At 74.5% G+C, this 22802-nt stretch carries 9 protein-coding genes; 8 read left to right on the top strand and 1 reads right to left on the bottom strand.

The genetic code is table 11. The features are described 5' to 3' along the window. The first annotated feature begins 35 nt into the window (after positions 1-35). The 7 genes from CLV43_RS07950 to CLV43_RS07920 all read left to right on the top strand — a co-directional run bounded on the left by CLV43_RS07950 (position 36) and on the right by CLV43_RS07920 (position 20836). Entirely contained in the window at positions 36-1025 is a 990-nt protein-coding gene (locus CLV43_RS07950) for a pyridoxal-phosphate dependent enzyme (protein ID WP_106186399.1), read from the top strand. After that, complete coding sequence (locus CLV43_RS07945; RefSeq protein WP_170155739.1) at positions 1022-2203, top strand: cytochrome P450; 1182 nt, start codon at positions 1022-1024, stop codon at positions 2201-2203. The genes CLV43_RS07950 and CLV43_RS07945 overlap by 4 nt, the downstream gene beginning before the upstream one ends. After that, positions 2200-8619 carry a non-ribosomal peptide synthetase gene (locus tag CLV43_RS07940; RefSeq protein ID WP_106186397.1) on the top strand — a complete coding sequence of 2140 codons (6420 nt, stop codon included), beginning with the start codon at positions 2200-2202 and terminating at the stop codon, positions 8617-8619. Before CLV43_RS07945 ends, CLV43_RS07940 begins: the two co-directional genes overlap by 4 nt. Positions 8620-8621: 2 nt before the next feature. After that, entirely contained in the window at positions 8622-11702 is a 3081-nt protein-coding gene (locus tag CLV43_RS07935; protein WP_106186396.1) for a non-ribosomal peptide synthetase, read from the top strand. A gap of 5 nt (positions 11703-11707) precedes the next feature. Beyond that, entirely contained in the window at positions 11708-12016 is a 309-nt protein-coding gene (locus CLV43_RS07930) for a phosphopantetheine-binding protein (RefSeq protein ID WP_106186395.1), read from the top strand. Between the two features lie 208 nt (positions 12017-12224). After that, positions 12225-18521 carry a non-ribosomal peptide synthetase gene (locus tag CLV43_RS07925; protein WP_106186394.1) on the top strand — a complete coding sequence of 2099 codons (6297 nt, stop codon included), beginning with the start codon at positions 12225-12227 and terminating at the stop codon, positions 18519-18521. Then, positions 18518-20836, top strand: coding sequence for a penicillin acylase family protein (locus CLV43_RS07920; RefSeq protein ID WP_146174684.1), 2319 nt, complete (start codon positions 18518-18520; stop codon positions 20834-20836). The genes CLV43_RS07925 and CLV43_RS07920 overlap by 4 nt, the downstream gene beginning before the upstream one ends. On the opposite strand, the gene CLV43_RS07915 is transcribed toward CLV43_RS07920, so the two are convergent. Next, complete coding sequence (locus CLV43_RS07915) at positions 20827-21606, bottom strand: thioesterase II family protein (protein ID WP_106186392.1); 780 nt, start codon at positions 21604-21606, stop codon at positions 20827-20829. The two genes, CLV43_RS07920 and CLV43_RS07915, sit on opposite strands and share 10 nt — an antisense overlap. A 79-nt stretch (positions 21607-21685) precedes the next feature. Here CLV43_RS07915 and CLV43_RS07910 point away from each other — a divergent pair, with 79 nt between their 5' ends. After that, complete coding sequence (locus tag CLV43_RS07910) at positions 21686-22708, top strand: ornithine cyclodeaminase (RefSeq protein ID WP_106186391.1); 1023 nt, start codon at positions 21686-21688, stop codon at positions 22706-22708. Positions 22709-22802 lie beyond the last annotated feature (94 nt).

The following is a 22802-nucleotide window of genomic DNA, read 5'->3' as shown; positions in this document are numbered from 1 at the left end:
CGACGACAGGAGGACGCCGAGGACCTGGGGGGCGGATGGCACGGATCGACGCAACGCTGCTGGACCGGGCGGACGCGCTGCTGCGCGAGCTGCCCGTCACCCGTGTCGTCCGCCTGCCCCACCCCGGCATCCGGCTCCACGCCAAGATGGAGTCGGAGAACCGCACCGGCAGCTCCAAGGACCGCGCGGCGATCTGGATCCTGCGCGAGGCCGTGCGGCGCGGGGAGATCACCAGGGACACCACCGTGGTCGAGTCCTCGTCCGGCAACTTCGCGCTCTCCCTCGCGTCCTTCCTCGACGCGCTGGGCGTGCCGTTCGTGCCGGTGCTGGACCCGAACGTCAACGCGGCCACCGAGCGGACGCTGCGGCGGCTGTGCGCGCGGGTGGAGAAGGTCACCGAGCCCGACGGCACGGGCGGCTACCTGCTGAGCAGGCTCGCGCGGGTGGCCCGGCTGCGGGCCGAGCTGCCGGACGTGTACTGGCCCGACCAGTACGCCAACCCCGACGGCGCGCGCGGCCACTACGAGCTGACGGCGGGGGAGCTGCTCGCCGACCTCGGGCGGATCGACTACCTGTTCGTCGGTGTCGGCACGGGTGCGACGATCAACGGGCTGTCGCGCAGGCTCGGCGTGGCGCGCCCGGACGCCAAGGTGGTGGCCGTCGACGTCGACGGGTCGGCGATCTTCGGCGCCCCACCGGCCAGGCGGCTCATCCCCGGCATCGGGTCGAGCATCCGGCCGCCGCTGGTCGACACCGCCCGCATCGGCGAGGTCCTCGTGCTGTCCGAAGTGGACGAGGTGGCCGGGTGCCGGGCCCTGCTGCGCGAGCACGGGATCTACGCGGGCGGCTCGACGGGCTGCGTCTACGCCGCCATCACCCAGTACTTCGCCGGGCGCACCGGCCCGGAACCGGTCGTGGCGTTCCTGTGCGCCGACGGCGGCGAACCGTACGCCGACACGGTCTACGCCGACGGCTGGGTCGCCGAACACCTCACACCGGTCGTGACCAAGGGAGCAAACGCGTGACGACAAGCGTGTGGACGCCGCCGCCCGCCGACGAGGCCGGGCTGACCCAGTGGCTGCACGGCCGCGACCCCGTCCAGCGGGACGCGGGCGGGGGCTGGCACGTCTTCGGCTACCCCGAGGTCAAGGAGGTGCTCGGCAACCACGGCGCGTTCTCCAACAACGTCGTGCGCCCGGTGCCCGACGACTCGCCGATGCGGCTCTACCGCACCGGGAACCTGACCTGGATGGACCCGCCGCGGCACCGGCAGCTGCGGGCGCTGGTGAACCAGGCGTTCACCGCGCGCTACGTGGCCGGGCTCGAACCGATGGTCCGCGAGACCGTCGGGACGTTCATGTCGGTGATCCGCGGCCGCTCCGAGGTCGCCTACGTCGACGAGTTCGCCTCGCCGATCGTCGCCACGGCCATCGCGCGCATGCTCGGCATCCCCGACAAGGGGCACCAGCTCTTCCGGGAGTGGTCCAAGAACCTCCTCGCGCTGGCCGACCCGAGCGTGGAGCAGAACGGCCTGCAGAAGGTGCTGACCCAGACCCAGATCGCGGAGGCGTACCTGCACCGCTTCATCGCCAGGCGGCGCGCCGCGCCGACCGACGACCTGACGAGCGGGCTCATCGCGTCCGAAGTGGACGGTGAACGCCTCGGCGACGACGAGATCGCCGGACTGGTCGCGCTGCTGATGTCCACCGGGCAGGCCACGACCATGACGCTGACCAACGCGGTCATCGTCCTGTCCCAGCACCCGCGGGCGCTCGCCGAGCTGCGGGAGCGGCCCGAGCTGCTCGACAGCGCGACCGAGGAGATCATGCGGTTCCGCAACCAGACCACCAGGGTGGACCGGAAGACCACGCGGGAGGTCGTCGTCGGCGGCCACGTGATCCCGGCGGGCCAGCAGGTCGCCGTCTGGTTCGCGGCGGCCAACCGCGACCCGCGGGTCTTCGCCGACCCGGACGTGTTCGACATCGCGCGCTCGCCCAACCCGCACATCGCGTTCGGGCACGGCATCCACTTCTGCCTCGGCGCTCCGCTGGCCCGGATGGAGATCCGGATCGCGCTGCGGATGCTGCTCGACTCCACCACCGGCTTCTCGGTCGACCCGGCGGGCACCCGCCTGCTCGACCCGCGGCTGATGTTCGGCGCCAGCGAGGCGGCCGTCCGGTTCGACTGGCGGGAGGCGGCATGACCGGGTTCACGAGGGGCGGGCTGTTCGGCAGGCTCACCGAGCACGCCGGGAACACCCCCGACAAGGTGGCGCTGTCGATCGCGCCCGTCGGCGGCGGCGACCGCGTCGACCTGACCTACGCGGGCCTGCGCGCGCGGTCGCTCGCCGTGGCCCGCGCGCTGACCGACAAGGTGCGCGCGGGCGACCGGGTGCTGCTGCTGTTCCCCACGGCCCCCGAGTTCGCGCCCGCGTTCCTCGGCTGCCTCGCCGCGGGCGTGATCGCCGTGCCCGTGCCGCTGCCCCTGGACGAGGGCGCGCGGCGGCGGGTGCTCAACGTCGCGCGGGACTGCGACATCTCCCTGGTCGTCTCCCTGTCCTTCCTGCACGACCTGCTGCTGGCAGGTGACGAGGAGCTGCGCGGGTTCGCCTCGGCGCAGGACTGGCTGCTCGTCGACCAGCTCGGGGTCGGTGACGACGACGGCGCCGGGCTGCCCGTCGCGGCGGCCGAGGACGTCGCGTTCCTCCAGTACACCTCGGGTTCCACCAGCACCCCGCGCGGTGTGGTCGTGACCCACGGCGCGCTCATGCACAACGAGGCCGCGATCCAGCGCTCGTTCGGCGTCACGCCGGACTCCACGATCGTCAGCTGGCTGCCGCTGCACCACGACATGGGTCTGATCGGCGCCATGCTCCAGCCCGTGCACACCGGCGGCAAGGGCGTGATCCTCGACCCGCTGTCGTTCGTGCGCCGCCCGGCGAGCTGGCTGGAGACGATCAGCGCCGAGCGCGCGGACATCAGCGGCGGCCCGAACTTCGCCTACGACCTGTGCGTGCGCAAGATGGGCGAGCAGGAGAAGGCCGGGCTCGACCTGTCGTCGTGGCGGGTCGCGTTCAACGGCGCCGCCCAGGTCTACCCGCGCACCCTGCGCGCGTTCACCGAGGCCTTCCAGGGCAACGGCTTCCGCTCCGAGGCGCACCTGCCCTGCTACGGCCTCGCCGAGGCGACGCTGCTCGTGACCACGGTCGCGCCCACCGTCTCGCGCACCTTCGACGAGGGCCGCGAGCTGGTGGCCTACCGGATGCCCGAGCACGCCGACGTGCGGGTGTTCGACCGCGAGACCGACACCGAGGTCGACGCCGGGCAGGTCGGCGAGATCGTCGTGTCGGGCGGGAGCAACGGCGCCGGTTACTGGGGAGGGGCGGCGTTCGGGCCGTTCCTGCGCACCGGCGACCTCGGCTTCCGCGACGGCGACGAGCTGTTCGTCGTCGGCCGCGGCAAGGACCTGGTCGTCCAGCGGGGCCGCAACATCTACCCCGAGGACCTGGAGGCCGACGCGGGTACCTGCGACCCCGACGTCCGGCCCGGTCGGACCGCCGTGTTCGGCGTCGAGGACGACGGCGACGAAGCGGTCGTGGTGTGCCAGGAGCTGCGCGCGGGAGCACCGCCCGAGCGGTACCGCGAGATCGCCGGGCGGGTGCGGGCCACGCTGTCCCGCGTCCACGGCGTCACCGCGCGGACGGTGCTGCTGGTGCCGCCGAGCACCATCACCAAGACCTCCAGCGGCAAGGTCCAGCGGTACGCCGCCCGGCAGCGCCACCTCGACGGCGCGTTGCCGGTCCTGCTCGACGACACCCTCACCGGCCGCACGTCCTCGCTCACCGAACGCCTGGCCACCGACTCGCTGACGGCCGCGCTGTGCGCGCACCTCGGGGACGTGCTCGGCCTGTCCGAACCGCCGTCACCCGACACGTCGTTGGCCGAGCTGGGTGCCGACTCGCTCACCGCCGCGCGGCTGCGCCACGACCTGGAGGACGCGCTCGGCGTCGAGCTGGCACCCACGGTGGCGCTGCGGGCCGACTCGATCGCCGACCTCGCCGCCGTGGCGGCCGCCGCTTCCCCGAGCACCCGCACCGGCGGCGCGGTCGACGGCTACGAGCTCAACCCCGCCCAGCTCGCGCTGTGGTTCCTGCACCGCGCGGTCCCCGACAGCGGCGACTACAACGTCACCCGCGCGTTCCGGGTCACCGGCACCGTCGACCCCGCCGCGTTCCGCGTCGCGCTGTCCGCGGTCGTCGCCCGGCACCCGAGCCTGCGGCTCGCGGTGACCACTGTGGACGGTTCCCCGCGTGCCGCGCTCCGCGATGAGTCCGATGTGGACGTCGAGGAGGTCGACGCCCGGTCGTGGGACGAGGTCCGCCGGGCCGAGTGGTACCAGGACTTCGCGACCCGCCCGTTCGACCTCGCCGGGGGCACGCCGCTGCGGGCCGCCCTGCTCCGCGGCACCGACGACTGGGTGTTCGCCCTGTCGCTGCACCACATCGTGTGCGACGTGTCGTCGTTCGCGATCGTCGTGGCCGACCTCGCGGCCGAGCTGTCCGGCGAACCGCCCGCACCGCGACCCGCGCTGTCCCCGGTGCGGCGGACGGTGGGCCGGGAGGCCGGGCTCGCCGACTTCTGGCGGGCCGAGCTGGACGGCGAGCTGCCCGCGTTGCGGCTGCCCGACCTCGGCGAACCGGAGCCCGACGCGGCCCGCGAGTCGCTGTCGTTCCGGGTGGACGGCACCCGGCTGGCCGAGTTCGCCCGCGAGCGCGGGCTGACCCTGCACAACGTGCTGCTGGCCGCCTACCAGGTGCTGCTGCACCGGCTGACCGGCCAGGCCGACCTCATCGTCGGCGTGCCGACCGCCGGGCGCACCGACCGCGCCCTGGCCGAGTGGGTGGGCTACCTGGTCAACGTCGTGCCCGTCCGCTCCACCTACCGGTCGGACCGGCCGTTCGCCGAGTTCGCCGCGGGCACCCACGTCCACCTCTTGGACGTGCTCGACCACGCGGACCTGCCGCTGGCCGACATCGTCCGGCTGCGCAACCCCGACCGCGAGCACGCGAAGGCCTCGCTGTTCCAGGCCATGTTCACCTGCTACACCACCGCGCTGCCCGGCGGACCGGACGCGGCGGGCGTGGTGATGGGCGACGAGGACGCCGCGCTGCCCGCCGGCGCCGCGACCCTGCACGGCCACCCGGTGCCCGACCACACCACGCAGTCCGACCTCGGCCTGAACGCGGCCGTGCGCGGGGACGTGCTGGACCTCCAGCTGCAGTACGACCCCGCCGTGGTCTCCCGCGCGCAGGTCGAGCAGGTGGCGGGCACGCTCGCGACGCTGCTGGCCGGGATCGGCGACCGCCCTGGTGCCCTGGTGCGGGAACTGCCCCTGCTCACCGCCGACGTGGCCGCCGTCCTCGTCGACCGCGGCATCGGCCCCGACGTGCTGCGGCCCGGCAACTACCTGGACTCCTTCGAGGAGTGGGTGGACCGCACGCCCGACGCCGTGGCCGCCGACGACGGCCGGGTGCGGCTGACCTACGCGGAGCTGGACGCGCGCGCCAACCACGTGGCGCACCGGCTGCTGGCCGCGGGCGTCGGCGTCGACCGCGCCGTCGTGATGAGCGCGGACCGGTCGGTCGACTACCTGGTCGCCGTCATCGGACTGCACAAGGCCGACGGCGCCTACGTGCCGATCAGCCCGCGCGAGGCACCCCGCCGCGCCGAGGCGATGGTGGACGCGGTCGACCCGGCGGCGGTCATCGCCACCCCGTCCGGCCGCGGCCTGTTCGGCGACCGCGAGGTGTTCGACCTCGCCGAGCTGGCCTCCGGGACGAGCACCGAACGCCCGTCGCGGATCTGCCCGGACCACGCCGCGTCGACGATCATCCACACCTCCGGCTCGACCGGTGTCCCGAAGGCCGCCGTCTCCACGAACTACGGCGTCACCAACCACATGTGGCAGATGGCCGAGCACTTCGGCCTCACCGACGCCGACTGCGTGGCGCAGACCGCGCCCGTGTCCTTCGACATCTCGGTGTGGCAGCTGCTGACCCCGATCATGGTCGGCGGCCGGGTGCGGATCGTGCCCGAGCCGGACTCCCAGTCACCCGCGAGCCTGCTGCGCGCGACGGTCGACGGCGGCGTGACGATGCTGGAGCTGGTGCCGTCCAACATCATGGCGCTGCTGGACGCGGGCCTGGGCGAGGACCACGGGGCGCTGCGGGTGATGCTGTCCACGGGCGAGACGCTGACCCACGACGTGCTGCGGCGCTGGGTCCGCGAGCTGCCCGCGATCCCCGTGCACAACGCCTACGGGCCCGCCGAGTGCACCGACGACGTCACCGCCGGGCTGTGCGCGGCCGGGCCGGACGGCCCGATGACCACGTCGGTCGGCAAGCCGCTGGCCAACACCACCGTGCACGTCCTGGACGAGACCCTCGTGCCGGTGCCGCCCGGTGTGGTCGGTCTGCTGCACGTCGGCGGCGGCGCGGTAGGCCGCGGCTACCGCGGCAACCCCCGGCGCACGGCCCAGATGTTCGTGCCCGACCCGTACGCGACCACGCCCGGCGGACGGCTCTACCGCACCGGCGACCTCGGCCGCGTCAACGCCGACGAGGACGTGGAGTTCCTCGGGCGGGCCGACACCCAGATCAAGATCCGCGGCCAGCGCATCGAGGCCGGTGAGGTCGAGTCCGCACTGCGCGAGTGCCCCGACGTTGTCGAGGCGGCGGTGAAGGTCCACCACGGACCCGCGGGCGCGTCGCTGGTCGGCTACGTGGCCCGGCCGGGCACCCCGGCGGGGGAGCGGGCGCAGGTCCTCGGGATCGACGATGACGAGCGGTTCCGCGCCCTGCTGGCCGAGCTGCTGCCGCGGCACATGATCCCCACGATCATCGCCGCGGTCCCCGTGCTGCCCCGGTCGAAGAACGGCAAGGTCGACTACCGGTCGCTCGACTTCGCGGCACCCGAGGCGTCCGCGACCACTGGGAACGACCTGGACGACCCGCTCGCCGCGACGGTCCGGTCGCTCTGGGCCGGACTGCTGGAGCGGGACGCCGTCGGCTGGGACGACAGCTTCTTCCAGCTGGGCGGGCACTCGCTGCTCGCGCTCGCCCTGATCGACCGGGTCAACCAGCTGCTCGACGTGCGGCTGGTGGTCGACGCGGTGTTCGCCAACCCGCGGCTGCGCGACTTCGTCGCGGCCGTGCGCAGGGCCGACCCGGCGACGGCGGGTCGTGCGTCCACCGCGGACCACGCGCCCGTGGACCCGACCCGGCCGGTGCCCGCGAGTGCCGCGCAGCAGCGGTTCTGGTTCCTGCACGAGATCGACCCCGGCAGGCCGACCTACAACATGCCCGGTGTGCTGCGGCTGCGCGGCGCGCTGGACGAGGAGGCGCTGGAGACCGCGCTGCGGGCCGCGCTCGCCGCGCATCCCGTGCTGCTGGCCAGGTTCACCACCGACGGGGGCGAGCTCACCTGGACCGCGCGGCCCGCCGAGGAGTTCGAGCTGGACCGCGTGGACCTGCGCGGCCCGGTCGCGGAGTTCGGCGAGGAGGTCTTCGACCAGCTGGTCGCCGACGAGGCGGACGTGGTCGCGGACCTGCGCCAGGAGCTGCCCTTCCGCGCCCTGCTGGCCAGGCTGGGCGACCGCGACTGGGGCCTGTTCGTGACGATCGACCACATCGTCTGCGACGGCTGGTCGCTCACGGTGTTCCTCACCGACATGGCCGACCGGTACGACCGGCTCACCTCCGGCCGACCGCTCCCGGCGGCCGTGCCCGCCTACGGGTTCGCCGACTACTGCCACGACGAGCGGTCCTGGTGGGCCGGTCGCGACCGCGGCGAGCTGGCCGCGCTCTGGCGGGACGTCACCGGTCGCCCGGCCGCGCGGTCCCCGCTGCCGGACCGGGCGGTGCCGCCGACCCCCGGTGGGGCCGAGGCCGCCAAGCACGTCGACCTGCTCGACGCCGAGCCTGCCGCCGCGGTGCGCGACCTGGCGGGCCGCACCGGTGCCACGCCGTACATGGTGTTCGCGACCGCGCTGGCGGCGCTGACCCACAGCGGCGGCTCCGAGCGCGAGCTGGTCATGCTCGGCACGCTGATCGCCCAGCGCGACCGGCCGGAGTGGCGGCAGGTCGTCGGGCCGCTGCTCAACGTCTCGGTGCTCGCCGTGGACGTGGCGCCCGCGGAACCGGTCGCCACGGCACTGGCGGGCGTCCGCGACGCCGCGCTGCGCGCCTACCGCTCGGCGAACGTGCCGTTCCAGGACCTCGTGCCGCTGCTCACGCCCGCGCCGGGCGGTGACGGCGCCCCGTTCGACGTGATGCTCGTGATGCAGCCACCCGGCCGACCCGTCGAGCTGGCGGGCCTCGACCTGGAGCTGACCGACCTGGACACCGGCGCGGCCCCGTACCCGCTGCTGGTCGACATCGAGGCCCGCGACGACGGCTACCAGGTCTCCTACCGCTACCGCACGGAGCGGTTCGACGCGGAGGGGGTCGCGGACCTGGCCCGCCGGGTGCGCACCACCCTGCGCGCCCTGACCACCGCGGCCGACGTCCCGCTGGCCGACCTGCTGCCGACCGCCGACGTGCTGCCCGCCGAGAGGAGCTGACCATGCCGGATCCGGTCGTCGGCGACGTGCTGTCCCAGTTCGGCGCCTGCCTGGCCGCGACGCCGGACGCGCCCGCGGTGGTGGCTGACGGTGTGAGCAGCAGCTACGCCGAGCTGGACGCGGCGGCGCGGGGGCACGCGGCGGCGTTGCGCGCCGCGGGTGCCGGGCCGGAGTCCGTGGTGGCGCTGGTCGCCGACCGCGGCCCCGGCTACGTCGGCATGGTGCTCGGCGTCCTGTTCGCGGGCGCCGCCTTCGTGCCGCTGGAGCCGAGCGTGCCGGTCCGCCGGGCGCACCGGATGTGCCGGACCGCGGGCGTGCGGCACCTGCTCGTCGCACCGGGGCACGACGAGCACGCCGGGCAGGTCGCCGCCGGGCTCGACGCGGCGGAGGTCGTCCACGGCGGGGAGCCGGGCCACCTGGTCCCCGTGCCGGACCGGCCGAGGACCGGGCTGGCGTACGTGATCTTCACGTCCGGCTCGACCGGGACGCCCAAGGGCGCGATGGTCGCCGACGGCGGCATGGACAACCACATCGCGGCCAAGGTGGCGGACCTCCACCTCGGTGCCGCCGACGTCGTCGGGCTCACCGCGCCGCTGTCGTTCGACATCTCGGTGTGGCAGGCGCTGACCGCGCTCACCGTCGGCGGGCGGGTCGCGGTGGCCTCGCCGCTCACCATCTCCGAGCCCGCCGAGCTGGTGGCGTGGGTGCGCGCGCACGGCGTCACGATCCTGGAGATCGTCCCGTCGTTCCTCGCCGTGCTCACCGCCCAGCTCGCCCGCGACGAGGACCTGCGCGCCGGGCTCGCGTCGCTGCGCTACCTCGTGGCCACCGGCGAGGCGCTGCCCGGTCGGGTCGCACAGCGCTGGTACGAGCACAACCCGGACATCCCGATCGTCAACGCCTACGGCCCCACCGAGTGCTCCGACGACGTGACGCACCACGTGGTGACGGCTCAGGAGAGCGCGGCCCGCCCGTGGCCGTCGATCGGCCGGGAGGTGCTGAACACCACCTTGCACGTGGTCGGCGAGGACGGTCGGGTGGTGCCGGACGGCACCGAGGGCGAGCTGTTCGTCGGCGGTCACGGCGTGGGCCGCGGCTACATCGGCGACCCGGTCCGCACCGCGCTCGCGTTCGTGCCCGACTGGTTCTCCGGCACGCCGGGTGCGCGCCTGTACCGCACCGGCGACCGCGCGAGCCGCGCCGCCGACGGGACCGTCGACTTCCACGGCAGGCGCGACCGGCAGGTCAAGATCCGCGGCCACCGCGTCGAGCTGGGCGACGTGGAGGCGGAGCTGCTGCGCGTGCCCGGTGTCGGGGCGGCCGCGTGCGTGTACACGGCGGGCAGGCTGCGCGCGTTCGTGACACTGGACGCCGGGTCCGCGTCGGGCGCGGACGTGCTGGTGGCCGTGCAGGAGTCCGCGCCGCGCTACCTCGTGCCGCACGAGGTCTCGGTGCTGGACCGGATGCCCACCAACACCTCTGGCAAGATCGACTACCGCGCGCTCGACACCGGGACCACGACGGCCGGGGTGCCGGTGTCCACATCGGACACGGCCGCCGCCACGCTCGACGAGGTGCGCGCCGTCGTCGCCGAAGCCCTGGGCGTCGCCTCGATCGGCCCCGACGACGACTTCTTCACCGCGGGCGGCGACTCGTTGACCGCGATGACCATGGTCTCCGCCGCCCGCCACCGGTTCGCCGCCGCGGGCACGTCGCTGCGGGCGTTCCTGGCCACGCCGACACCGCGCGGCCTGCTCGCCGCGGTCGAGGCCGCCGTCCACGCCCCGGTGGAGCCCGAGCACCCCAGGTCGGTCGGCGCGCTGTCCTCCGGCCAGGAGCGGCTGTGGTTCTTCGAGCAGCTGCACCGCAAGAAGGCGCCGAACCTGCTCATCCTGTCGCTCGACCTGCACGGGCGGCTCGACCTCGACGCGCTGCGCCACGCGCTCGCCGCGGTCGTCGCCCGGCACGAACCGCTGCGCACCGTCTTCACCCAGGAGCGCGGTGTCCCGAAGGCGGCCGTGTGGCCGAAGGCCGAGATCGCGCTGGAGGTCGTGGACGACACGGCCGACGGCTTCGGGATCTCCGCCCGCACCGCCGAGCCACCGCTGATGAGCGTCCGCCTCGGCAGGGTCGCCGACGACCACCACGTCCTCACGCTGGCCATGCACCACCTGGTCGCCGACGGGTGGTCGCTGGAGGTGCTCAAGCAGGACATCGCCGAGCACTACCGGCGGTGGCTCGCGGGCGACACCGACGTCGAGCTGCCCGGCACCTCGTTCTCCCGGTACGTCGACGCCGAACGCGAGTGGCTCGCCGGACCGGATGCCGAGGACTGCACGCGCTACTGGACCGACCAGCTCGACGGCGCCCCGCCGTCGATCGACCTTCCGTTGGACCGGCCGCGGCCCGCGAAGCCCGCGTTCGTCACCGACCACGTGGTGGCCCACCTGACCGAGGCCGAGACCAAGGCGGTCGCCGAGGCCGCCCGCGCCCGCGGCGCGACCCCGTTCATGGCGGTGCTCGCCTCGTCCTACGTGGTGCTGCGCGACGCCGCGTCCACAACGGACCTGGTGCTGGGCATCGACTCGGTGAACCGGTCGTGGCCGGGCAGCGAGGAGCTGGTCGGCACGTTCGTCAACCAGCTGCCGGTCCGGCTCGCGCCGGGCGACGCGCCGACGTTCGGCGAACTGCTCGACCTGGCGCGGCGGCAGGTGCTCGGCGCTCAGGAGCATGACCGGCTGCCGTTCCACAAGCTCGTCGCGGCGGTGAACCCGCCCCGCCAGGCGGGCCGGTTCCCGCTGTTCCAGGTCAAGGTCACCCACCAGGGCGCGTGGCGCACGGGCACGTCCTTGCCGGACCTGGAGGTCGTGCCGCGCGAGCTGGCCGACCCGGTGATGGACCTAGACCTGACCGTCGACGTCTCCGGCGAGAACGACCGGTTGCGCCTGGAGGTCCTGTTCTGGCCCGAGGTCCTGGACGCGACGACCGTCGACGGCTGGGCGCGGGCGCTGGCCGACGTGCTGCGCGCGGGCGCGGCGAACCCCGATGTGGCGCTGCCCGCTCACGGCAGCGGTGAGAGGTGAGTGGAATGGACACCCGGAGCGCGACCGAGCAGGTCACCGGACCGACCACGGCTACCGAGGAGCAGGTGGCCGAGGTCTGGCGGGACCTGCTCGGGCTGGACGCGGTCGCCGTCGACGAGGACTTCTTCGAGCTGGGCGGCCACTCGATGCTCGCCGTTCAGGTGATCTTCCGACTGGCCGAGCTGACCGGTGTCGAGCTGGAGCTGGAGGACTTCTTCGAGCTCGGCACGGTCACCGAGGTCGCGGCCGAGCTGGACCGGCTGCGCGCGGACGGTCGACCGGCAGGCGAGCCGGTTTTCGAGGGGGAGCTGTGAGCGCAGCTTGCGGAGCGAACCATCAGATACAGCGCGGAGTTCGCCTTACGACCGTGGCGAGCCATCAGATTCAGCGCGGAGTTCGCCTGGTGACCGTGGCGAACCATCAGGTGCAGCGCGGAGTTCGCCTGGTGACCGTGGCGGATCATCAAGCACAGCCTGGGAAAGCAGCGGACCATCGGGTGCTGGTCGGAAGTGGGAGGCGGTCGTGACCGCTCAGGACCTGTTGCGGCGCTTGGACGACCTCGGTGTCGCGCTCACCCTGGCCGACGACCGCATCCGCTACCGCGGCCGGGGTGACGCGTTGCCCGCGGACCTGCTCGCGGAGATGAAGTCCCACCGCGACGAGCTGGTCGACCTGCTCGCCCGGCGGGAGCGGCTGGCCTGGCCGCCCGCGCCGGGCGACGAGCCCGTCGGCCCGTTGACGGCCGCGCAGCGGTCGCTGTGGGCGACCACGTACTTCGCCGAGGACGGCACCTACAACCTGTCCGGCGGGCTGCGGTTGCGCGGCGCGCTCGACCTCGCCGCGTTCACCGCCGCGCTGCGCGACGTCCACGACCGGCACCCGTCGTTGCGCACGGTCTTCCCGGTGGCGCAGGGCGAACCGCGGCAGCGGGTGCTCGCCTCGGTCGAGCCGCCGCTGGAGGTCGTCGACACACCGGACCTGGCCTCGTGCCTGGCCGAGTGCGCCCGTGTCGCGGACCTGCCGCTGCCGCTGGACTCCGCGCCGCCGGTGGCGATGCGCCTGTTCCGGCTCGCACCCGACGACCACGTGTTCTTCTTCGTGCTGCACCACGTCATCGCCGACGGCTCGTCGTTCGGCCCGCTGCTCGACGACCTCGCCCGCTGCTACGGCAGCCGGGTCACGGGGTCCGAGCCGGACGTCGGCGCGCCGCCGGTGGACATGGTCGACCACGCCCGCTGGGAGAACGACCGGCTCGCCTACGCCGACCTCGCGCCCGTGCGCCGGTACTGGCGGGAACGCCTCGACGACGCCTCGCTCGGCGCGCTGCCGCTTCCCCCGCCGCTGACCGCCGCCGACGGCGCCCGTGCCGCGGCGCACCGCGTGGTCGTGCCCGCCGACACCACCGCCGCCGTGCGCGGCCTCGCCGAGAGCGGCCGGTCGAGCGTCTTCACCGTCGTCGCCACCGCGATCGCCGTCGCGCTGTCCCGCTACGCGGGCCGCACCGACCTGGTGGTGGGCATGCCGGTGTCCCGTCGCGACCGCCCCGGCCTGGAACGCGTCGTCGGCCTGCTGCTGGACATGGCGCCCGTGCGGCTCGACGTCGGCGACGCCCCGTTCGCCGACCTCGTCCGGCGCACCAGGACCTCCGTGCTGGGCGCTGTCCGCAACGCGCCCGTGCCGTCCGACGTGGCGGGCTCGCGCGCGACGTTCAACGTCCTGCTCACCGACATCGGCACCGAGCTGCCCGCGCCCGTGTTCGCCGGACTCGCGGTCGAGCACGTCGAGGTGCCGCAGGTCGGTGCCAAGTACGACCTGAACTTCCTGGTCCGCGACGACGGCGACACGCTCACCGTGGACGTCGAGGCCGACCGGAAGGCCGTGGCCGACGCGGATGTCGCGGCCATCACCGCCACCGCCCTCGCCGTGCTGACGGCCGCCGTCGCTGACCCGACCGCCCCGGTCACCCGGCTCGCCGTCGGCGCGTTCGGCGTGGCCGCGCCCGGTGCGGTCGCCGAGCCCGACCGGGTGCCGCGCGCCGACGAGTCGTTGACCGGCCGCCTCGCGGAGGTCGCCCGCACGCGCGGGGACGCCGTGGCCGTCACCGGCCCCGACGGCGTGCTGTCCTACGCGGACCTCCAGACCGGGGTCGAGGCGACGGCGGGCGGTCTGCGCGCCCGCGGTGTCGAGGCGGGCGACGTCGTCGCGGTGTCGTTGCCGCGCGGCCTGGACCTCGTCGTCGCCATCCTCGGCGTGATGGCCTCCGGCGCGGCCTCCCTCGTGCTGCACGAGTCGTGGCCGACGGCGCGGGTGACCGACGTGCTGACCGACTCGGGCGCCAAGCTCACCGTCACCGAGGACGCCGCCGTGCCGGGGGAGCGGGCCACGCTCGCCGAGCTGGCCGCGGACACGGCGCCGCTCGCCCACGTGCCCGCGCACGCCGCCGCCTACGTGATCTACACCTCCGGTTCCACCGGCCGCCCCAAGGGCGTGCGGGTCACCCACCGCAACGTGCTCAGCCTGCTCGACGCCACCGCGGACGGGTACGGCCTCGGCCCGGACGACGTGTGGACCCTGTTCCACGCCTGCTCGTTCGACGTGTCCATGTACGAGATGTTCGGGTGCCTGCTGCACGGCGGGAAGCTCGTCGTGGTCCCGCGGCTGACCACCTGGGAGCCGGAGGAGTTCGCCGAGCTGTGCGCCCGCGAGCGGGTGACCGTGCTCAGCCAGACGCCGTCCGCGCTGACCGTCATGCTGCCCGCCCTCGCCGCGCGCCCCGACGCCACCGAGCACATCCGGTACGTGCTGTTCGCGGGCGAGGCATTGGACCGGAGCCTGGTCGAGCGCTGGTACTCCGCCGTCGGGGACCGCACCCAGCTGGTGAACATGTACGGCATCACCGAGACCACGGTGCACGCCTCGTGGCGGTTGCTGCGCGCCGACGACGTGCGGACCGCGGAGTCGGACATCGGCACACCGCTGCCCGGCACCGCGCTGCACGTGCTGCACGACGACGGGACGCCGGTGGCCGACCGGTGCGTCGGGGAGATCTACGTCGGCGGCCCGCAGGTCAGCGACGGCTACCTGGGCAGGCCGCGGGAGACCGCGCTGCGGTTCCTGCCGGACCCGTTCGGCGACGTGCCCGGCGCCCGCCTGTACCGCTCGGGCGACCTCGCCCGGCGCAACGGCACCACGCTGGCCTACCTCGGCCGCCGCGACCGGCAGGTGCAGGTCAACGGGTTCCGGGTGGAGCTGGCCGAGATCGAGGCCGCGTTCTCCGCCCGGCCCGGTGTCGCCGCGGCCGGGGCCGCCGTCACGGGCGACGACAGCGGCGCCCACCTGGTGGTCGTCGTCGTCCCGTCCGCCGGTGCCGAGCCCGACCCCGCGGAACTGCTCGCCGCCGTGCGCACGACGCTGCCCCGCTACATGGTGCCGCGCACGGTCGTCGTGGTGGACGAGCTCCCCTTGACCACCAACGGGAAGCTCGACCGCGCGGCCGTGGTCGCCGCCACCGCGGGCACGACCACGGCGGCGCCCGCGGGTGCCGCCGTCCCGACCGGTGCGCGGGAGTCCGTGCTGCTGGAGGTGTTCCGCGAGGTGCTGGCCGACCCCGCAGTCACCACCGGCACCGACTTCTTCGACGGCGGCGGCGACTCGATGCGGGCCATCCGCCTGGTCGGCCTCGCCAAGGACCGCGGTCTCGGCCTGACCGTGCAGGACGTCTACGCCGCGCCGACGGTCGCCGGGCTCGCGCCGCTGGCCACCGAGGAGGGCGGCACCACGACCTCCCGCGAGCCGTTCTCGTTGCTGCCCAGGGGGACCGCGTTCCCACCGGACGTCGTCGACGCCTACCCGATGACCGCCATGCAGTCCGGGATGATCTACCACCAGGAGATCGCCCCCGGCGCCCGCGTCTACCACATCATGCTGAGCTACCGGGTCCGCGGCGTGATGGACCCGGTCGCGTTCCGCGCCGCCGCGCAGGCCGTGACCGACGCGCATCCCGTGCTGCGCACCAGCTTCGACCTCGCCAACGACCTCGGGCCGGTGCAGCGCGTGCACACCGGGGTCACCGTGCCGGTCGAGGTCGAGGACCTCACCCGGCTCGGCGCCGACGAGCAGCGGGAGCGGATCCGGCAGGTCGTGGCGCGCGAGACCGCCACGGACTTCGACCTGTCCGCGCCGCCGCTGCTGCGGCTCGTCGTGCTCACCACGTCCGACGAGGACTACCAGCTGATCTTCACCCACCACCACGCCATCCTCGACGGCTGGTCGGTGAACGTCTTCTTCGAGGACCTCCAGGCCCAGTACCGCGCACTGCTCGCCGAGGGCACGGTCACGGGCGTCCCCCGGCCGCGCACCGCGTTCGGCGACTACGTGGCGCTGGAGCTGGAGGCCGTGCGCGACGAGGGGCACCGGGAGTTCTGGGCGGCCCGCACGGCCACGCGGGCCCGGCTGATCGCGCCGGACCGGTCCGGCGCTCCGATCATGCGCAGGCACCACGTGTCGTTCACCGGGCAGCTCGAACCGCTGCGCGCCACCGCCGCCCGGCTGGGCGTGTCGGTGAAGGCGCTGCTGTGCGCGTCGCACCTGCGCGTCGTGTCCTGGCTGACCGGCTCCGACGACGTGGCCACCAGCACGGTGTTCTCGTGCAGGCCGGAGGACCGCGACTCCGACCGCATCCTGGGCCTGTTCCTCAACCAGCTGCCGCTGCGCGTCGCGCTCGCCGACCAGACGTGGGCGGAGCTGGCGGTGCGGGTGCACGAGGAGGAGCAGGAGATGATGCGGCACCGCTGGTACCCGAACGCGGCGATGCAGACCGCGCACGGCACCGCGCCGATGTTCGACTCCGGCTTCAACTTCACCGACTACCACAACACGCGGCAGCTGGTCCGCGACGGCAGCCTGGAGCTCCTGGACGCCGAGGAGCTGGAGTCCACGCACTACGCGTTCAGCTCCGCGTTCACCATCGACGTCCGCGACCACGAGCTGCGGCTGCTGATGGAGTACGACTCGGCGGCGCTGCCGGAGAGCACGCTGGTGCTGGCGGCGGAGGTGCACCGCAGGGTGGTCGCCGCGATCGTCGCGGACGCCGGACGTCACTTCCGCGAGACCCCGCTGCCCGGCATCGCCGACCTGGCCCGGCTGCTGGCCTCCGGCCAGGCCCCGGCCCCGGTCGGTCCGGCGCCGGTCCCGGTCGCGCCCGAGCCCGTCATCCCCGCGGTGCCGTCCGGTTCCCGGCTGGAGGCGAGCGTCCGGGAGGTGTGGACCGAGGTCCTCGGGGTCGCCGACATCGACGCCACGACACCGTTCTTCGACGCGGGCGGCGACTCGCTCACCGCCATGCAGGTGGTCAGCAGGCTGCGCGCCCGGCACGGCGCCCTGTCGATGCGCGCCTTCATGGCCCAACCCACGATCGCGGGCCTGGCGAACGCCCTGGACGGCGCCGCGGAGTCGGCACCGGCGGCAGCGGTGCCGACCGCGCCCGACACGGCGGCGCGCTACCCGCTTTCCCTGGCGCAGCGCCAGATGTGGGACATCGCCTCCCAGCTGCCCGGCGTCGGGCTGTTCGGCATGGCGGGCGCCCTGCGCGCGGACGGGCCGCTCGACCTCGACGTGCTGCGGCGGACCTTCGCCGAGCTGGTGACCCGGCACGAGGCCCTGCGCACCCGGTTCGAGGACACCGGCGAAGGACCGGTCCAGGTGGTCGAGCCGCGCGCCACGATCACCGTGGACGTGCGGGACCACACAGCCGACGAGCACCCCGTCCGCGGCTGCGAGAAGCTCATGGCCGCCGCCGCGCGGGAGGAGCTGCCGCTGGACCGGGCACCGCTCGTGCGCGTGGTCGTGCACCGGCTCGCCGCCGACCGGCACGTGGTCTTCCTGAACATCCACCACATCGTGTGCGACGGCTGGTCGCTCACGCTGCTGCTGTCCGACGCGGCCCGGATCTACCGGGAGATCGCCGCCGACGGCGCTCCCGCTCTCCGGCCGGTTCCACGCGGCAGCGGCTGGCTCGCACAGGACCGGACCGACTGGCTCGCCACCGACGAGGCGGCCCGGCAGCGGGCGTTCTGGCTCGACCGGCTCAGCCCGCCGTGGTCGGCGCTCGCCGACGCGCCCGGCAGCCGGTTCGCCGAGCTGGGCACCGCGTCGTTCGTGCAACGACTGAGGTCGGCGTCGACCGGCGCGACGCTCCCGGCCGACGACGTGCGCGCGGTCCGCGACGCCGCCCGCGGGCACGGCATGACGGTGTTCATGCTCGTGCTCGGCGCCTACGCGGCGACGCTGCGGGCGTGGAGCGGGCAGGAGGACATCCGGGTCGCCACCATGCTCGCCAACCGCGTCGAACCAGGCCTGGAGGAGGTCGTGGGGCTCGTCGCGAACACGGTCGTGCTGCGCCTGCGGCTGGACGACACCGACCCGGTCGCGGTCAGCGCGCAGGCCCGCGAGGTGTGCGTCGCGGCGTTCGAGAACCAGGAGCTGCCGTTCGAGGACGTGCTCGCCGAGATCCGCGACCGGCACCCGGCCTCGGGACCGGTGTTCGAGGCGATGCTCGTCGCGCAGGAGGAGACCGCCACCGTCGTCCCCGACGACGGGCTCGTGTTCGCGCCCTACCAGTCCGAGCGCAACGTGCTGGGCGCGCGGATCGCGGCCACCGCGTCGGACTTCGTCCTCGGCATCGCGCCGATCGACGGCGAGCTGCTCTTCGAGCTGCGCTACAAGCCGGCGACCACGTCCAAGGAGCTCGCCACCGAGCTGCTCACCGCGGTCACCGCCACCGTGCGGGCCACCGCGGCGGCCCTGCTGGAAGCCCGGTGACGGCTTGTCCGGCCCACCGGCCGCGGGTGCGCAGGCTGTGGCTGCTGCCCACGGCGCGGGTGGCGGGCGCCGCGGGCGTGGCCGCGGTGGCGCTCGCGGGAGGTCTGCTCGCCTGGCCGTGGGCCTCGGCCGCCGCGGTGGCCGTGGGCGCGGCGGGGATCGGCGGCTACGTGCACCGCCACCGCGGCCGGGTCGCGGTCGAACGGCGGATGCTGCGCGCCCTCACCTCCTCGGTGCCGGGCTGCCCCGGTGACGTCGAGGTGCCCGGCCTGAGCGCGCCGGTGACCGTCGGCACCACCGGCCAGGGCGTCACCCGGATCACCGCGGGGTCCTACCTCGACGCGGTCCGCGCGCTCGGCCACGCGATGGGCCGGGACCGCGGTTTCCAGCTGGACCTCATGCGCCGCACCGGGAGCGGCAGGCTCGCCGAGGTGTGGGGCCGCACCGCACTGCCGTCGGACACCACGTTCCGCGGGCTCGGCCTCGCCGCCGCCGCCCGCACCGCCGCGGAACGGCTCGCCGAGCCGGAACGCGAGCTGCTGACCGCGTTCGCCGACGGCGTCAACGCCGCCTTCGCCAAGGCGACCCCGTTCGAGTGCCGGTTCCTGGCCTACCGGCCGCGGCCGTGGCGGGTGGAGGACAGCGTGCTGGTCGCGCTCGTGCTGTTCCACTCGCTGTCCTGGAACGAGCAGGCCAAACGGGCCGAGGCGGTCGTGCGCCGCGCGCTGCCCGCACCCGTGGCCGACTTCCTCCTGGCGGGCGGCGGGGACGAGCTCCCGGCCGACCTGGCCCGGCACCGCGGCGACTCCGGCGATCCCGACCTCGTCGCGCTCGACCGGGCGGTCGCGGGCTCCAACAGCTGGGTCACCACGGGGGAGGAGCCGCTGCTCGCCTGCGACCTGCACCTGTCGCTCGGCCTGCCGAACCTGCTCTACGAGGTCGACCTGGCGTGGCCCGGCACCCGGCTGCGCGGACTGGCAGGCACAGGCTTGCCGGTCGTGCTCACCGGCACCAACGGGCGCATCGCCTGGGGCGTCACGAACCTCACCGCCGACGTGCTCGACCTCGTCCCCGCCGGGCAGGACGGCCTGCGCACCCGCACCGAGACCATCCGCGTCCGCGGGCAACGTCCGACCGCGGTGGACATCACCACCGACGGGACGATGCCCGTCCCGGAAACCCCGCTGTGCGGCGAGAAGATCGCCGTCCGCTGGGCGGGCCACGACCCCCGTGCCGCCGACCTCCGGTTCCACCGCCTCGCCCACGCCGCGGACGTCGGCGAGGCCGTCGCGGTCCTCGACGACGCGCACGGCGTCGCCCTCAACGTCCTGGTCGTCGACCGGGAGCGGATGGCGCACCTGGCGACCGGCCTGCTGCCGCGCCGCCCGGCGGGCACACCGCGCACCGACCCCGCCGACGGCCACCTGACCGGGCCGCAACGCCCGCGGGTCGTCGACCCGGCGGACGGGATCCTGGTGTCCGCCAACGACGCAGCCCTGCCCGAGGACGAGTTCCGGATCGGGCTCGACCTCGACCCCGGCCACCGCGCCCGCCGCATCCGCGCCGTCCTCACCGCGACCGGACACCCGGACGCGGCGGCCATGACCGCGTTGCAGCACGACATCAGCGCCGAGCTGCACCTGGCCTACCGCGACCTCGCCGTCGCCGCGCTCCCGCCCGCCGACCCGACCCGGACCCTGCTGGAGGGCTGGGACGGCACCGCGTCGACCGACTCCCGCGCCTTCGGCGTCCTCGTGCGCCTGCGCGGTCTGCTCGCGCAGCGCGTGCTCGCGCCCTACCTCGCCGTCTGCCGCGAGCACGACCCGGCGTTCCGCTTCACCCTCCGCGACCTCGACCGGCCGCTGCTCGCGATCCTGCGCGCCCGCGACACCGCGCTGCTGCCCGCCGGGACCACCGACGTGGACGCCTTCGTCGCCGACTGCGTGACGGCCGTGCTGCGCGACCGGCAGGAGAAGTGGGGGAAGCTGAACCGGGTCGGGCTCCGGCACCCGCTCGTCGCGCTCGCGCCGTGGGCGGACGCCCTGCTCGGCATCCGGCCCCGGCCGCAGGCGGGGATGCTGCACAGCGTCCGCACCGCCGTCGCCGGGTTCGGCGCGGCCGGGCGGGTGGTGCTCACCCCGGACGACCTCGTCACCACCGAGCTGCCCGCCGGCCAGTCCGGCCACCCGCTGAGCCCGCACTACGCCGACCGCCACGCCCGCTGGGCGAGCCTGCCCCCGTTCCGGGAACGGACCCGCCGCGCGGGCTGCGACCACGTGCTCCGCCCACCGGACGGGGGCTCGGCTCAGCCTTGACCCGGTTCCGCGGGCTCCTCGGCCCACTCGCCGAAGTCCCGGCGGATCTCGGCCAGCAGCGCCTCCGGCGCGGAGAGGAACTCGAAGTGCCCGCCCTCCAGCTCGACGGACCGGCAGTCGGCCGAGGTGTCCTGCCAGCCGCCCATGAGCTTCGTGGGGATCTCGACGTCGTCGGTCCAGCCGATCGCCGTGATCCCCGCGGGGATCGTGACGTGACCGGGGGAGTAGCGCTTGTTCGCCTCGACGTCGTTGACGAGCACCTCCAGCCCCATCTCGACGAGCGACCCGGTCGGCTTGCCGCCGAGGTTGGTGATGATGTGGCCGAGCTCGGTGCGCAGCCCGTCGCGGTCCAGCTCCAGCAGCCTGCCGTACGGGCCGTCGTGCGGGGCCACCTGCCCCGAGACGAAAACCCTGGTGGGCAGCGGGAGTCCGGCCGCGGCGAGCTGCCGGGTCACCTCCACGCCGGGGAGCGCCCCGCTGCAGTGCCCGAAGAACGCGAACGGCTTGTCGAGATGCGGCCGGAGGTGTTCGATGAGCCCTTCGGCCATGGTCTCGTAGGTCCCGTAGTGCGGCTCGGCGATCCTGTTCTGCCGGGCCGGTGGCTGGACCAGGCAGACGTCGACCGCACCGATGCGCCGCGGCCACGCCTGGTACATCGAGGCGCCGCACCCCGAGTAGGGGAACAGGAAGAGGCGCGCACGGGCGTCCGGGTCGGGACGGCGCAGGAGCCATCGCGGCGGCTTCTTCCGGCGGGGCGGCGGAGTGCTCATGCGGACGACCGTAGAGGACGGTGGTCGGGCACATCAAGGCCGTGGTTTCCCTTGTCCCACAGCGAGAACGGACGTGTCCATGCCTGACTCCACCGCCCCGCTGCGCTACCTCGACGGCGCCACCGTCGCGTCGCTGTGCGCGCGGATCGACCCGCTCGACGTGGTCACCGAGGCGTTCCTCGCCGTCCGCGCGGGCCGCTCGGGTGTGGCGGCCGAGGCGGCGCTGCGCTGGACCGCGCCGGACGGGACGGCCGCCCGCAGCCTGATCCTGCCCGCGCGGCACGAGGACGTCTACGGCTGCAAGATCATCAACGCCTGCCTGGGCAACGCGGAGCGCGGCCTGCCCCGTGCCGCCGGGCTGATCCTGTTGTACGACCGGGAGACCGCCGCACCGGTGTGCGTCATGGAGGGCGCGCACATCAGCGCGCTGCGCACCGCCGCGGTCTCGGTGGCGGCGCTGCGGGCGATCCGCCCGCTGTCCACCGTGGACCGGGTGGCGCTGCTGGGCTGCGGCCGCCAGGCGCGCACCCACCTGGAGCTGTTGGCCGCCAACGGCGCGGTGGAGTCCGTGGTCGCCTACGACCTGCTGCCCGACCGGGCCGCGGCGTTCGCCGAGGAGCTGCGCGAGTCGCTGCCGGAGGTCAAGGTCGAGGTCGTCACCGACCCGGAACCTGCCGTCCGGTCGGCGCCGGTGAGCATCGCCACCACGACCACCACGACCTCCTACGTGCCGCTGGACTGGCTACCCCAGGGGTCGGTCTTCCTCAACGTGTCGCTGGACGACGCCGCCGAGGACGTGCTCCTGGGTGCGGAGCACCTGTTCGTCGACGACTGGCTGCTGGTCAGCGAGGACGACACCCGCCTGCTCGGACGGCTGGCCAAGGCGGGCCGCGTGAGCGCGCCCGGTGCCACGGCGCCCGGCGCCCGCCAGGTCGACGCCGACCTGGCCGCGTTGCTGTCCGGCGGGTACTCCCGTCCGATCGCCGCCACCGACCGGACGGTCGTCAACCCGTTCGGGATGGGCGTCCACGACGTGGCCCTGGCGTCCCGCGTGCTCACCGCCGCGAGCGACACCGACACGGGTACGCTCCTGCCCCGCTGACCGGCCCGCGGCGGACGTCGAGGTGTGCAACTGCTCGCGCCGAGCGGCTGCACACCTCCCCGCCATGCCCCGGACAACGCCGTCGCACGCCCCC

The sequence above is a fragment of the Umezawaea tangerina genome (genome assembly GCF_003002815.1).
In the GTDB taxonomy this organism is placed as follows: Bacteria; Actinomycetota; Actinomycetes; order Mycobacteriales; family Pseudonocardiaceae; genus Umezawaea; species Umezawaea tangerina.
Note: the sequence above shows the minus strand (reverse complement) of the source record. Positions and strands in the feature narration are given on the sequence as shown.

Excerpts from the sequence above, each read along its gene's own strand:
- CLV43_RS07950 (WP_106186399.1), top strand. The coding sequence starts at position 36 with ATGGCACGGATCGACGCAACGCTGCTGGACCGGGCGGACGCGCTGCTG.
- CLV43_RS07940 (WP_106186397.1), top strand. The coding sequence starts at position 2,200 with ATGACCGGGTTCACGAGGGGCGGGCTGTTCGGCAGGCTCACCGAGCAC.
- CLV43_RS07935 (WP_106186396.1), top strand. The coding sequence starts at position 8,622 with ATGCCGGATCCGGTCGTCGGCGACGTGCTGTCCCAGTTCGGCGCCTGC.
- CLV43_RS07930 (WP_106186395.1), top strand. The coding sequence starts at position 11,708 with ATGGACACCCGGAGCGCGACCGAGCAGGTCACCGGACCGACCACGGCT.
- CLV43_RS07915 (WP_106186392.1), bottom strand. The coding sequence starts at position 21,606 with ATGAGCACTCCGCCGCCCCGCCGGAAGAAGCCGCCGCGATGGCTCCTG.
- CLV43_RS07910 (WP_106186391.1), top strand. The coding sequence starts at position 21,686 with ATGCCTGACTCCACCGCCCCGCTGCGCTACCTCGACGGCGCCACCGTC.